We start from the raw sequence: 12,968 nt of genomic DNA on the forward strand, positions 1-12,968 counted from the left end.
AAGCATAAATAGGAGGCCACATGGCTGACAAAAAAGCGCAGTTGATCATCGAGGGCGCAGCCCCCGTCGAGCTGCCAATTCTGACCGGTACAGTGGGTCCGGACGTGATCGACGTACGCGGCCTGACCGCCACCGGCCGCTTCACATTTGACCCTGGCTTCATGTCCACGGCCTCTTGCGATTCGAAGATCACCTACATCGATGGTGACAATGGCATTCTGCTGCACCGCGGCTACCCGATCGAACAACTGGCCGAGCAGTCCGATTACCTCGAAACCTGCTACCTGCTGCTCAACGGCGAACTGCCGACCGCCGAACAGAAAGCCCAGTTCGTGGCCGTGGTCAAGAACCACACGATGGTTCACGAGCAACTCAAGACCTTCTTCAACGGCTTTCGTCGCGACGCCCACCCGATGGCCGTCATGTGCGGCGTAGTCGGTGCCCTGTCAGCGTTCTACCACGACTCGCTGGACATCAATAACCCGCAGCACCGCGAGATTTCCGCTGTACGCCTGGTGGCCAAGATGCCGACCCTGGCAGCGATGGTCTACAAGTACTCCATGGGCCAGCCCATGATGTACCCGCGCAACGACCTCAGCTACGCCGAAAACTTCCTGCACATGATGTTCAACACCCCGTGCGAGATCAAACCGATCAGCCCGGTGCTGGCCAAGGCGATGGACAAGATCTTCATCCTTCACGCCGATCACGAGCAGAACGCCTCGACATCCACCGTCCGCATGGCAGGCTCTTCGGGCGCCAACCCGTTTGCCTGTATCGCTGCCGGCATCGCCGCGCTCTGGGGCCCGGCCCACGGCGGCGCCAACGAAGCGGTACTGACCATGCTGGATGAAATCGGTGACGTGTCGAACATCGACAAGTTCATCGCCAAGGCCAAGGACAAGAACGACCCGTTCAAGCTCATGGGCTTCGGCCACCGCGTCTACAAGAACCGTGACCCGCGCGCCACCGTGATGAAGCAGACCTGCGACGAAGTGCTCAAGGAACTGGGTATCACCAACGATCCTCAGCTCGAACTGGCCATGCGCCTCGAAGAGATCGCCCTGACCGACCCGTACTTCATCGAGCGCTCGCTGTACCCGAACGTCGACTTCTACTCGGGCATCATCCTCAAGGCCATCGGCATTCCGACCAGCATGTTCACCGTAATCTTCGCTCTGGCGCGGACCGTCGGCTGGATTTCGCACTGGAAAGAAATGCTCTCCAGCCCTTACAAGATCGGTCGCCCTCGCCAGCTCTACACCGGCAACGTGCAACGCGATATCGTCGCCCTGCAAGACCGCAAGTAAGCGTTACACGCAAAAACAAAGGGCTGCCACTGGCAGCCCTTTTTTGTGCGTACTGCATACTGCAGATTATTGCGTCTGCGCAGCCCGCTCTCTGAGCGCTTTCAGCGTATTGAACGGCGCGTCGACAACAAACTTGTTGGCCAGCATCGATGGCACACTACCACCCGGCTCGGTGTGAACCTGATAAGTCACCTCAGTCTGGTTCGGCCCCTTGGGCACCATCTTCCAGAACCCCTTGACCTCGGTCACACGCACGAAACCCTTTTCCTCGGGAATGTACGTGGGCTGCTCTTCAAGATTCCGGGTAATACTGCCGTCAGCCCCCTCCTGAGTAGTGATCAACAGCACCGAGTCACGAGGCGTCACCGGCCAGGGCGTGTTGAACTGGCTGTAGGTCCAGGTCTTGTTACCTTCATGCTTGAGTATCTTCTGTAACTTGCACTCATGAATCCAGGCGCAGGCCCCCGCAACATCCTCTTGAAGCGCGCGCAGCTTGCTCACGCTGGCATTGATCAGCGCAATGCCCTGATAGGCCTTGTAATCGGACCCAGGCACATCACTCAACGAAACCTTGATGCCATCCTCGTTCTTGACCACTTTCCAGTCGTCAGCCTGCGCCGTTCCGGCAAGCATTACAGTCAAACCACAAGCAACAGCGATGCGATACAGCGGACTCATTGTTTTATCCCTTGTTTTGAAGTTCCGACAAAGCACTAGCGCCCAAAAACCGCCCTTTCATGCAACTGCTGTAGCTTTTTCCCACCAGCCAATAAGGCGAATGGCATCCGCCTGATCGACTCCGCAGACATCTTCCGCCGCCTTGAACTGACTGCATACCGCAGGGCGCTCGGGCCTGCCGAACAAGGCGCACAGAAGCTCGACCGACAAGTGCAGGCATCGCTCACCTGCCGGTTTTCCATCGGGCATGCCGGGTATGGGAGACGTGATGGAAGGCGCTATGCAGCACGCACCACAATCGGAACGGCAGTCCATGACCAGACACCCTTACTGAAAAATAGAAAAAGAGGAAGAATATTAACCGTCAAAACGTCTGTTTGAAAACGCCGTATCGGACGATAGGCAGGGCTTACTGCTTGAATTTGAAATCCAGCGCAGCACCTTCGACATCGCGACGGTTTTCGTTGCGCATCTGCAATTGCATTTCGTTGGTCAGCAATCGACCTTCAAGCTCAAAGGGGCCGGGGTTGGCCGAAGCCCCCTTGTCGCTGAACATCTGCGGCAATATCGGCTTGCGCTTGCTGGTGATCACATTGGCAGGCGGGTCCAGTTCCTTGACAAGCTCGGGCGGCAAACTCAGGTCCAGCTTTGGCGACTTGATTCGCATATCCTTGGCACTGGCCGTTTTGACATCTTTGGCGTTCTTGCGCTTGCTCACAGGCGCCTTGGCGGCCACTACTTTTGAAGGCGACTTTTCAGAGGCTACCGCTTTGGTCACCGGAGGCGCTGAAGGTTGTGATTTTTCCTTGCCCACCACTACCGGAACCACCGGGACCCCCGGCATCAACTGATGCATGGTATCGGGCGCCTGTATCTGTTTTGCATCCGTCGCCACCGCCTCCACAGGGGCCTCGGTCTTCAAGTGCACTTCAGGCGAGACCGGAGCCGTAATAACCGTATCGGTTTTGGGCTTGGGCACAGACGGGTCCTGAGCATCACAACCACTCAGAAGCACAACGACAAGCAATCCCAGACAGCGAAAAACATTCATAGGCAAAAAGTCAGGCAAGACAGTGGCAAATAGCCGGAAAAGAAACACATGCTGTCCTTTTGAGGCCAACCTGACAAGCCAAGAGTTCAAAACAATTGACAAAAAATCTTTACAACTCAGTACACATGTACCGCTTCCTGACACAACTGCTTGGCCAGAATACCCAGCGTCATCAGTGCCCGCTCAGCCTCTTTGTTCCAAGGCATCCCGCAGTTGAGGCGGATGCAGTGATTGAACTGCTCGGTATTACTGAAGATCAACCCCGGCGCGATACTGATACCCTGCTCCAGCGCACGAACATGCAGCTCCTGAGTATTGACCCGGCCCGGCAGGCTGACCCACAGAATGAACCCACCCGCAGGGCGACTCATCTGCGTGCCCTCAGGAAAGAACTGCTGCACCGCCAATTGGAAGGCGCTGAGATTCTTGCGGTATTCCAGGCGAATGAAACGTAAGTGCCGATCGTAGCCGCCGTTTTCGAGGTATGCGGCGACCGCCATCTGCGTAACACTGCATGCAGAATGCGTGCTGAAAGTCTGCAGACGTTGAATTTCTGCCTGGTATTTGCCAGCAATGATCCAGCCAATGCGCACACCGGGCGACAGCGTCTTGGAAAAGCTGGAACAGTAAATCACCCTCCCCAGCCGATCGAACGCCTTGAGCGCCTTGGTCCTCCCGACTTCGAACATCAACTCACCGTAGACATCGTCTTCAACCACTTGAATATCGAAGTCCGAGGCCAGACGCAGCAGGTTCTTCTGCCGCTCCTCCGGCATGGTGCCGCCCAGTGGGTTGCTCAGGCGTGACGTCAGCACCAATGCTTTGATTGACCATTGATTGGCCGCCAGTTGCAGGGCCTCCAGGCTGATGCCGGTGGCCGGGTCGCTGGGGATTTCGATGACTTTCAAGCCCAATAGGTCGGCAAGTTGCAACAACCCGTAATAAGCAGGCGACTCGGCAGCGATCAGGTCACCCGGCCGGGTCAGCACGCGTAGAGTCATCTGCAGTGCATCCACGCACCCGTGGGTGATCACCACCTCGGACGGATCGACCACCACGCCGGCGTCGCGCATACGGATGGCGACCTGCCTGCGCAGCGGCTCGAAACCCGGACTGAACATATAGCTGAAGGCCCGCGGGCTGTGAAAACGCGTCACTTTCGCTAATTGCTGGTGCAGCGCGCGCACCGGCAGGTAGTCCACATGAGGCACAGCGGCGCCCAGAGCAAACACGCCCTCGCGTCGGGATTCCTCGAGCACTTGCTGGATGATACTGCTGCGCGTGACCAGACCAGGCCGCTCGACCCGCGCGATATCCGGGGTCGAAGCCGTAAGTGCCGGGGTTTGATGAACATAGTAGCCGGACTGAGGACGCGCCCGGATCAACCCTTGATCTTCAAGGTTCGCATAAGCCTGCAATACCGTCGCATGGCTGACATTGAGCTGCGAACTCATCTTGCGAACCGAAGGCACACGCTCACCGGGTTGATACACCCCACGACGAATATCTTCGGCAAGCTGCTGGGCGATACGCTGATAGAGCAAAAGATTGGTCATGACACAGCCTCGAAAAGACCGGTGATTTATTGTTTTTAAAAATACAGATACGGAATGACCGGCACAGTTCAGAAGTGTACGGGAACAGTTTACGTTCAAGCCAGCGGTCACGACCGCTGCACGAAAATAAACGCGGCTGAAAACGCCATATGCAAAGCCTTTAAAGCCAAAAAAGCCCGAGACCGTTTCCGGCGTCGGGCTTTTTGAAAAGTTTTTATCAGCGCGCTGCGCCTAACTGACCTTTTTCATCAGAAAAAACAATTTCCACACGGCGATTTTGCGCGCGCCCTCGTTCGGAGGCGTTGGCGTTCACCGGGAACTGCTGACCATAGCCCTCGACATGGATACGTTTTTCGTCGACACCCAGGTCCATCAGAACGTCTGCGACCGCTTGTGCACGATCCTTCGACAGCTTCAGATTCTCCTGACGGTCACCTGTGCTGTCGGTGTAGCCCTCGATCCGGACCACTCGACGCGGATTGATCTGCAAGAACTGCACAACCTTGAGAATGGTGCGACTGGCCGAGCTTTTCAGCTCGGCGTGCCCGGCGTCGAACAGCACATCTCCCAACGTCATGACCAGCCCGCGATCGGTCTCGGTGGTTGCCAGACTGAGGATCTGATCTTCCAGCCAGCGCCCCTGCTGCTGTGCGCTGGCCAGCTTGGCCTCACGCAGCGCCAATTGCAGACGCTGGCGCTCCATGTCCATTTTCGCCAAGCGCTCCTGGCTCAGCATCAAATTGCTGTGCTCACGCGCGATCTCGCTGTAGCGGCTGCTGAGGTACGCGTAGTGAGCGACATCGGCACCGCTCCCCAAGTAACTGGACAGACGCTCGGCGCGAGCCAGAGATTCGCCAGCGCGAATGACATCCTTGGGCGCGCTGCGCAGCACATCGGTATCTTCCTTGACCTTCTGGAAATCGGCACTGGCCTGTTGCAAGGCCTGCCCGCTGTCCTGATGACCGGCACACCCGTAAAGGCCAGCCGAACCCAGCAACAGGCACACACTCAGTACACGCGGAAGACGGTTCATTGCGCCTCTCCAAGTTGCTTGCGTAACCGATTGAGGCGGGTATTCAACTGATTGACCTGCTCCTGACTCTTGAGGGTGAGCACTCGGGCCTCTGCCAGCCGGGCATCCAGCTCGGCCTGCTCGGCTTTCATGCGCGCGTCCTTGTAGGCGTGGGTCGCCATGGAGGCGCGAGCTTCGGCAAAGCGGGCCAGAGCGACTTCCATCTCGGGCTGGTCATCACCCGCGCCAACAGCTTTGGCCTGCTCCAGCGCCTGCTCGGTCAGCTTGAACTGCTCGGTCGGTAGCGGGTCGCTGGCACAGCCAGCCAGCGTGGCGATGGCCATGACGGCGATTGAAAAACGAATACTCACAAAAACATTCCTACTTGTCTGGTGCGCTGGCGCTGGCAGGTTGCAACAGCTGGGCTTTCCACAACTCCAGGTTGTGCCTGATGACATCACCCGCAAGGCCGGAGGCGGCCGATTCTGTCATCTTTTTCGCCAGTTGTCCGCGCAACCATGGTTCGTTGCAGGCCGAATTGAACGACAACGCCAGATAAAACCCGGGTGTATCGACCGGCAAGGGTTGCGCAGCCAGGTCTGCAGAAAGACCCAGCGTCTGCACCATGACCATCCCGGCGTAACGACCGGCAAGCACGTAATCCACCTCACCCAGCGCCAGCTTCTGAAAAGCCGGGGTCAGGCCGGGCAGGCGTGTCAGGCTCAAATGCTGCTTGGCCGCAGCCTCAAATGAAGGCGTCAATCGGGTCTTTTCCGACATGGCACCAGGACGGTCGTGCAGCTCGGCCAGGGTATTGAACGGTACGCTGTGATCGTGGCGCGTCCAGACCATGATGTCGTTCTGCACGATCGGCGGGTGAATGTAATCAAGCGACTCAAGTTGCGCTGCATTGAACGGCGCGTCCGCCAACAGATCCATGCGTCCGGTGCGCACCTCTTCAAGTGCCTGACTGCGTTTGCCGCCGTACAGGAACTCGACCTTGATACCCAGCTCACCTGCCGCCTGCGTCAGCAGATCGGCATTGGCGCCCATCAGATGACGTGGGTCCTGAGGATCACGCCACAGATAAGGCGGCGCGTCCGGACTGCCGGTCACAATCAGACGCTCGCACTTGCCGGCAGCAAATGACAGCGTCGGCAGCATGATCAGCCCGAGAAAAAGCGAAGACAGCAGCCGGAGGTGCACCATGAAAAGTCCTTTGATACCCGATAAAAAACCCGCTCGATCCGGGACTATGTACCGCAAGCAATCTGCCGGCACACAAACCCCGAACGGAACGGGTTCTCTTTATAGTGGAAGCGCGTGGCTTAAACCAGCTTCTCCAGCTCGGGAATGGCTTCGAACAAATCAGCCACCAGCCCGTAATCGGCCACCTGGAAGATCGGAGCTTCCTCATCCTTGTTGATCGCAACGATCACCTTGGAGTCTTTCATGCCGGCCAGATGCTGAATGGCACCGGAAATACCGACAGCAATATACAGCTGAGGCGCGACGATCTTGCCGGTCTGGCCGACCTGCATGTCGTTGGGCACAAAACCGGCATCGACCGCAGCACGGGAAGCACCCACTGCAGCACCGAGTTTGTCGGCCAGCGTGTACAGGTGCTTGAAGTTGTCGCCGTTCTGCATGCCACGACCGCCGGATACGACGATCTTGGCCGCTGTCAGTTCTGGACGATCGGATTTGGCCAGTTCTTCGCCGACGAAGCTGGACTTGCCCGCATCGTGAGCAGCCGAAACCGCTTCGATAGAAGCCGAACCACCCTCGGCAGCGACCGGATCGAAACCGGTGGCACGCACGGTGATGACCTTGATCGCGGCAGTGGACTGTACGGTGGCAATGGCGTTACCGGCGTAGATCGGGCGGGTGAAGGTGTCGGCCGAGACCACCGAAACGATCTCGGATATCTGGTCGACATCCAGCTGCGCAGCAACGCGAGGCAGGATGTTCTTGCCGTTGGAGGTTGCAGCGGCCAGAACGTGACTATGGCCCGCAGCCAGCTCTACGACCAGTGGCGCAACGTTTTCAGGCAATTGATGTGCGTAGGCAGCGTTGTCGGCCACCAGCACTTTCGCCACGCCAGCAATTTTGGCGGCGGCGTCGGCAACGGCACTTACGCCTGAACCGGCAACCAGCAAGTGGATGTCACCGCCGATCTTCTGTGCGGCAGCCAGGGTATTGAGCGTAGCCGGGGCTACGGTCGCATTGTCGTGTTCAGCGATAACCAGGATCGTCATTTAGATTACCTTCGCTTCGTTTTTCAGTTTCTCGACCAGTTCAGCCACCGATTTGACTTTGATGCCCGCGCTGCGTGCAGCCGGTGCTTCAACCTTGAGGGTCTTGTTGGTCGAGGCCGTGGAAACGCCCAGTGCATCCGGGGTCAGCACTTCAAGCGGCTTCTTCTTGGCTTTCATGATGTTGGGCAGCGAAGCGTAGCGTGGCTCGTTCAGACGCAGGTCCGTGGTCACGATGGCTGGCAGGCTCAGGGAAACAGTCTGCAGACCGCCGTCGATCTCACGGGTCACGGCAACCTTGTCACCGGAGACTTCAACCTTCGAGGCGAACGTACCTTGCGGGTAGCCGCTCAGTGCGGCCAGCATCTGGCCGGTCTGGTTGTTGTCACTGTCGATAGCCTGTTTACCAAGGATAACCAGTTGTGGCTGCTCCTTGTCGACCACTGCCTTGAGCAGCTTGGCCACGGCCAGAGAGGTCAGTTCTTCGGTAGATTCGACCAGCACGGCACGGTCTGCACCCAGCGCCAGCGCAGTACGCAGTTGCTCCTGAGCAGTGGTAGGACCAATGGTGACGACCACGATTTCCGTTGCCACGCCCTTCTCTTTCAAGCGCACCGCTTCTTCAACAGCGATTTCGCAGAACGGGTTCATGGACATTTTGACGTTGGCAAGATCGACGCCGGAGTTGTCCGCCTTGACGCGAACCTTGACGTTGTAGTCGACCACTCGTTTGACAGCTACAAGAACCTTCATGGATTCCTCACTCTCCGGTGAAAAGAAGTCGCCTGGCGACACCAGGCGATCGATATGTGTCCTCAACAAGCAATCGCAATGCGTGCAGGCCGTCCGGACGACTTCAAAAAGCCATATAAAAGCCGGGATTCACCCATCAAGCTGCGGCAGGGTGTGTAAAATGCGCCGTGCGACGTTGACCTGTTGCCTGCACCGCGTCCGCCTGATGCCTTTTGAGAGACTTCCTGCAACGCAGGTGCCTCGTTTCAGCCTACGGCAAACGCAAAACCGCCCGTATATTGACCGCAACGCCTTTTCCGGTCAATACGCCAAATCGGCCAGTTCCGAGTCTGGTGTCTTTGATTTATCTGGGCTGCGGGCAATTCAAACAAACGTTTGTATTGGACCCATGCAGTGGTGTAGATATAATGCGTGCCATTAAAAGACGGGTGGTGCCCAACACCTCCTGTGTCGGCCTGCAGCGACTCATAAAGCAGCGCCCATAAAAATACCGTGAGCCTTGAAAGTAGGAGATAGCCTGTGGAACGCGAATACATGGAATTCGACGTCGTCATCGTCGGAGCCGGCCCTTCCGGGCTTTCTGCCGCTTGCCGCCTTAAACAGAAGGCCGCTGAAGCCGGGCAGGAAATCAGCGTCTGCGTGGTGGAAAAAGGCTCCGAAGTCGGCGCACACATCCTGTCCGGTGCCGTGTTTGAACCGCGCGCACTGAACGAGCTGTTTCCAAACTGGCAGGAATTGGGCGCTCCGCTCAATACACCGGTCAAGCGTGATGATATCTACGTCCTGCGCGACGCCGAAAAGGCGCAGAAAATTCCGGACTTTTTCGTCCCCAAGACCATGCACAACCAGGGCAACTACATCATATCCCTGGGCAATCTGTGCCGCTGGCTCGCCCAGCAGGCTGAAAACCTTGGTGTGGAAATCTACCCGGGCTTTGCCGCTCAGGAAGCACTGTTCGACGAAAACGGCGTGGTACGCGGTATCGTCACCGGCGATCTGGGTGTCGACCGCGAAGGCAACCCCAAGGAAGGCCTGTACACCCCCGGCATGGAACTGCGCGCCAAGTACACGCTGTTCGCCGAAGGCTGCCGCGGTCACATCGGCAAGCAATTGCTCAAGCGCTTCAACCTCGACGACGAAGCCGATGTGCAGCATTACGCCATCGGCCTGAAGGAAATCTGGGAAGTCGACCCGGCGAAGCATGAACAGGGGCTGGTGGTGCATACCGCAGGATGGCCACTGGACGACGCCAATCCGGGCGGCTCGTTCCTGTACCACCTGGAGAACAATCAGGTGGTAGTCGGCCTGATCGTCGACCTGTCATACAGCAACCCGTACCTGTCGCCGTTCGACGAATTCCAGCGCTACAAGCACCACCCGGTCATAAAACAGTATCTTGAGGGCGGCAAACGCATCAGCTACGGCGCACGCGCCATTGCCAAGGGCGGCCTGAACTCACTGCCGAAGATGGTATTCCCTGGCGGCGCGTTGATCGGTTGCGACCTGGGCACCCTGAACTTCGCCAAGATCAAGGGCAGCCACACGGCAATGAAGTCCGGCATGCTCGCAGCCGATTCGGTGGCAGATGCCCTGTTCGCCGGCAAGGAAGGCGGCGACGTGCTGACCTCCTACGTCGATGCCTTCAAGGCCAGCTGGCTGCATGCAGAGCTGTTCGCCAGCCGCAACTTTGGCGTGGCGATCCACAAATACGGCGCGATCAAGGGTGGTGCCTTCAACTTCATCGATCAGAACATTTTCGGTGGCAAGCTGCCGTTCACGCTGCACGACACCACGCCGGACTACGCCTGCCTCAAGCTGGCAGCGGACTCAAAGAAAATCGATTACCCGAAACCCGACGGCAAGCTCAGCTTCGACAAGCTCAGTTCGGTATTCCTCTCCAGCACCAACCATGAAGAGGAACAACCCTGCCACCTGAAGCTGACCGACCCGAGCATCCCGATCAGCAAGAACCTGCCGCTGTACGACGAACCGGCACAGCGCTATTGCCCGGCTGGCGTGTATGAAGTCATCACTAAAGAAGATGGCGAAAAGCGCTTTCAGATCAACGCGCAGAACTGCGTGCACTGCAAGACCTGCGACATCAAGGACCCTTCGCAGAACATTACCTGGGTTGCACCGGAAGGCGCTGGCGGGCCGACTTACCCGAACATGTAAGGCGGCGGCAAGCTACAGGCTTTGATCTTGCCGCTTGTAGCTTGCCGCTAAACCCTACAGCCCTCTTCTCCCGGACTGCGTTCAAAGTAGCGCTTGTATTCACGGCTGAACTGCGACGCACTTTGATAGCCGACCCTGAGCGCGACCTGCGACACATTCAGCCCGTCGGCCACCAGCAGTTGCTGAGCCTTGAGCAGGCGCAGACGTTTCAGGTACTGCACCGGTGACAACAGGGTGCTGCGCTTGAAGTGCTCGTGAAAGGTCGAGGTACTCATGTTTGCGCAACTGGCCAGCGTGTCGACATTCAGCGCGTGGTCATAGTGCTCATGCAGATAGGTCACCGCCGAGGCAATCCGTGCGAATTGCCCCTGTTGCTCGACCAGCGCACGCAATACACCTGATTGCGGTCCACGCAGCGCGGTGTATAACACCTCGCGAATCCTTGATTGCCCCATCGCCTGACACTCCAGCGGATCGTGCAGGCAACGCAGCAGGCGTTCGACGCTGTCACGCATTGCGGAGTCGATACGTACCGAGGTCATCGACTCCGGGGTCTGCATCTGGCTTTCCTGGCCGCTGGCCGGGCCCATCGCTTGCACCAACTCGCCAAGCAGCACACGGTCAATGGCTACAGATACGCCATACAGCGGCTTGTCCGGGGTGGCGAAGGTCTCGCATTTGAACGGCACAGAAAGCGCCTGAATCAGGTAATGCCCGGTGCCATACTCAAACGTACGCGGCCCCAGGCAGGCGACCTTGCTGCCTTGCACGACAATCATCAGGCTCGGCTCGTAAATCTGCGGGCTGCTGGCGACATAGCCGAACGCCGAAAGCACGCGAACCTCGGGCAAATGCGTCGCCACAAAGCCTGGACGCACTGCCAGCGGCTGGATCAAGGAGACAAGCGTGGCATTGCCATCGATAACAACAGGTAACGTCATGGGAACAGCCTGACAGAGAAACAGACAGCTCTATCATCGCAGATTTGCGCTTCATAGCCGACCCTGAAACGCCAGGTCGGAGGAATAGGCATGAAACACGTAGGATTCACCATAGCCGTGAGGGACGCATATCAGGACAATTGACCGCCTCTATTCCGTAACACCTTGCGAGGTCAAACATGTACACAGCTATCGGTTATGCCGCACAGTCCGCTACCGCCCCCCTCGCCCCGATGACCTTCGAACGTCGCGCTCCGCGTGCCGACGACGTTGCCATCGAAATCCTCTACTGCGGCGTCTGCCACTCTGACATTCACCAGGCGCGCAACGAATGGGGCATCGCCGTCTACCCGCTGATGCCTGGCCATGAAATTGTCGGTCGCGTCACCGCCACTGGCACCAACGCCAGCAAATACAAGGTTGGCGATCTGGTCGGTGTTGGCTGCATGGTCGATTCGTGCCGCGAATGCTCGGCCTGTAAATCGGATCTCGAACAGTATTGCCTGGAGGGTCCGACCATGACCTACGCCACGCCTGACCGCGTGGACGGCAGCAACACCATGGGTGGCTACTCCAACAGCATCGTGGTCGCCGAGCATTTCGTTGTGCGCATTCCAGAGAAACTCGACCCGGCTGCTGCTGCGCCAATCCTTTGCGCAGGCATCACCACTTATTCGCCACTCAAGCACTACGGTGTGAAGGCTGGCGACAAGGTCGGTATTCTGGGCATGGGTGGTCTGGGCCACATGGGCATCAAGTTCGCCAAGGCAATGGGCGCTGAAGTGACCCTGTTCACTCGCTCCGCAGCCAAGGCTCAGGAAGCACGTCGTCAGGGTGCAGATCATGTGATCGTGTCCACCGACGCTGAACAGATGAAAGCCGCTGCCGGTCATTTCGACTTCCTGCTCGACACCATTCCGGTCCAGCATGACCTGAACCCCTACCTGGAAACACTGCGCTTTGACGGCGTGCACATTCTGGTCGGTCTGATCGAACCGGTCGAGCCGCCACTCCATGCAGCCCACCTGGTGATGAGCCGTCGCGTATTGGCCGGATCGCTGATCGGCGGCATCGCTGAAACCCAGGAAGTACTGGATTTCTGCGCCGAGAACGACATCACCTGCGACATCGAAATGCTCGATATCCGCAATATCAACGAAGCCTACGAGCGCATGCTGGCCGGTGACGTGAAATACCGCTTCGTGATCGACATGGCCACGCTGCAGGCCTGATTCAC

General features: G+C 58.0%; 13 protein-coding genes. 3 read left to right on the forward strand and 10 right to left on the reverse strand.

The window, feature by feature from the left end:
• Positions 1 to 20 precede the first annotated feature (20 nt).
• The gene (gene gltA, locus RYB66_RS03005; protein ID WP_002552974.1) at positions 21 to 1,310 is read left to right on the forward strand and encodes a citrate synthase; all 1,290 of its coding nucleotides are present in this window, start codon (positions 21 to 23) and stop codon (positions 1,308 to 1,310) included.
• A gap of 66 nt (positions 1,311 to 1,376) precedes the next feature.
• On the opposite strand, the gene RYB66_RS03010 is transcribed toward gltA, so the two are convergent.
• From RYB66_RS03010 to RYB66_RS03050, 9 genes are all read right to left on the reverse strand, one after another.
• On the reverse strand, positions 1,377 to 1,988 hold the full coding sequence (locus RYB66_RS03010) for an START domain-containing protein (RefSeq protein ID WP_005745251.1): 612 nt from the start codon (positions 1,986 to 1,988) through the stop codon (positions 1,377 to 1,379).
• 57 nt (positions 1,989 to 2,045) lie between these two features.
• Positions 2,046 to 2,303 carry a YkgJ family cysteine cluster protein gene (locus RYB66_RS03015; protein WP_004664678.1) on the reverse strand — a complete coding sequence of 86 codons (258 nt, stop codon included), beginning with the start codon at positions 2,301 to 2,303 and terminating at the stop codon, positions 2,046 to 2,048.
• Between the two features lie 94 nt (positions 2,304 to 2,397).
• Positions 2,398 to 3,039, reverse strand: coding sequence for a translation initiation factor 2 (locus RYB66_RS03020; protein ID WP_316893771.1), 642 nt, complete (start codon positions 3,037 to 3,039; stop codon positions 2,398 to 2,400).
• Positions 3,040 to 3,155: 116 nt separating this feature from the next.
• Positions 3,156 to 4,595 carry a PLP-dependent aminotransferase family protein gene (locus tag RYB66_RS03025; protein ID WP_002552970.1) on the reverse strand — a complete coding sequence of 480 codons (1,440 nt, stop codon included), beginning with the start codon at positions 4,593 to 4,595 and terminating at the stop codon, positions 3,156 to 3,158.
• Between the two features lie 217 nt (positions 4,596 to 4,812).
• Complete coding sequence (locus tag RYB66_RS03030) at positions 4,813 to 5,628, reverse strand: OmpA family protein (protein WP_011168312.1); 816 nt, start codon at positions 5,626 to 5,628, stop codon at positions 4,813 to 4,815.
• Positions 5,625 to 5,978: a DUF4398 domain-containing protein gene (locus RYB66_RS03035; RefSeq protein ID WP_004658957.1), complete on the reverse strand. Its 354-nt coding sequence runs from the start codon at positions 5,976 to 5,978 to the stop codon at positions 5,625 to 5,627. The genes RYB66_RS03030 and RYB66_RS03035 overlap by 4 nt, the downstream gene beginning before the upstream one ends.
• A 10-nt stretch (positions 5,979 to 5,988) precedes the next feature.
• Positions 5,989 to 6,816 (reverse strand): substrate-binding periplasmic protein, encoded by an 828-nt coding sequence (locus RYB66_RS03040; RefSeq protein WP_316893772.1) that lies wholly within the window; start codon positions 6,814 to 6,816, stop codon positions 5,989 to 5,991.
• 119 nt (positions 6,817 to 6,935) lie between these two features.
• Positions 6,936 to 7,865, reverse strand: coding sequence for an electron transfer flavoprotein subunit alpha/FixB family protein (locus RYB66_RS03045; protein ID WP_005779946.1), 930 nt, complete (start codon positions 7,863 to 7,865; stop codon positions 6,936 to 6,938).
• Entirely contained in the window at positions 7,866 to 8,615 is a 750-nt protein-coding gene (locus RYB66_RS03050; protein WP_002552966.1) for an electron transfer flavoprotein subunit beta/FixA family protein, read from the reverse strand.
• Between the two features lie 519 nt (positions 8,616 to 9,134).
• On the opposite strand from RYB66_RS03050, the gene RYB66_RS03055 reads away from it, so the two are divergent.
• On the forward strand, positions 9,135 to 10,790 hold the full coding sequence (locus RYB66_RS03055) for an electron transfer flavoprotein-ubiquinone oxidoreductase (RefSeq protein ID WP_005745246.1): 1,656 nt from the start codon (positions 9,135 to 9,137) through the stop codon (positions 10,788 to 10,790).
• 47 nt (positions 10,791 to 10,837) lie between these two features.
• Here RYB66_RS03055 and RYB66_RS03060 read toward each other — a convergent pair whose 3' ends face one another.
• Positions 10,838 to 11,731: an AraC family transcriptional regulator gene (locus RYB66_RS03060; protein ID WP_005732389.1), complete on the reverse strand. Its 894-nt coding sequence runs from the start codon at positions 11,729 to 11,731 to the stop codon at positions 10,838 to 10,840.
• A gap of 179 nt (positions 11,732 to 11,910) precedes the next feature.
• On the opposite strand from RYB66_RS03060, the gene RYB66_RS03065 reads away from it, so the two are divergent.
• Complete coding sequence (locus RYB66_RS03065; RefSeq protein ID WP_005745245.1) at positions 11,911 to 12,963, forward strand: NAD(P)-dependent alcohol dehydrogenase; 1,053 nt, start codon at positions 11,911 to 11,913, stop codon at positions 12,961 to 12,963.
• Positions 12,964 to 12,968: the final 5 nt, after the last annotated feature.

The organism is Pseudomonas syringae group sp. 243L2 (genome assembly GCF_032587875.1).
GTDB classification, from domain to species: Bacteria; Pseudomonadota; Gammaproteobacteria; order Pseudomonadales; family Pseudomonadaceae; genus Aquipseudomonas; species Aquipseudomonas amygdali.

What these genes read in the sequence shown, in the direction of transcription:
- gltA (WP_002552974.1), top strand. Translation starts at nt 21, where the DNA reads ATGGCTGACAAAAAAGCGCAGTTGATCATCGAGGGCGCAGCCCCCGTC.
- RYB66_RS03010 (WP_005745251.1), bottom strand. Translation starts at nt 1,988, where the DNA reads ATGAGTCCGCTGTATCGCATCGCTGTTGCTTGTGGTTTGACTGTAATG.
- RYB66_RS03015 (WP_004664678.1), bottom strand. Translation starts at nt 2,303, where the DNA reads ATGGACTGCCGTTCCGATTGTGGTGCGTGCTGCATAGCGCCTTCCATC.
- RYB66_RS03020 (WP_316893771.1), bottom strand. Translation starts at nt 3,039, where the DNA reads ATGAATGTTTTTCGCTGTCTGGGATTGCTTGTCGTTGTGCTTCTGAGT.
- RYB66_RS03025 (WP_002552970.1), bottom strand. Translation starts at nt 4,595, where the DNA reads ATGACCAATCTTTTGCTCTATCAGCGTATCGCCCAGCAGCTTGCCGAA.
- RYB66_RS03030 (WP_011168312.1), bottom strand. Translation starts at nt 5,628, where the DNA reads ATGAACCGTCTTCCGCGTGTACTGAGTGTGTGCCTGTTGCTGGGTTCG.
- RYB66_RS03040 (WP_316893772.1), bottom strand. Translation starts at nt 6,816, where the DNA reads ATGGTGCACCTCCGGCTGCTGTCTTCGCTTTTTCTCGGGCTGATCATG.
- RYB66_RS03045 (WP_005779946.1), bottom strand. Translation starts at nt 7,865, where the DNA reads ATGACGATCCTGGTTATCGCTGAACACGACAATGCGACCGTAGCCCCG.
- RYB66_RS03050 (WP_002552966.1), bottom strand. Translation starts at nt 8,615, where the DNA reads ATGAAGGTTCTTGTAGCTGTCAAACGAGTGGTCGACTACAACGTCAAG.
- RYB66_RS03060 (WP_005732389.1), bottom strand. Translation starts at nt 11,731, where the DNA reads ATGACGTTACCTGTTGTTATCGATGGCAATGCCACGCTTGTCTCCTTG.
- RYB66_RS03065 (WP_005745245.1), top strand. Translation starts at nt 11,911, where the DNA reads ATGTACACAGCTATCGGTTATGCCGCACAGTCCGCTACCGCCCCCCTC.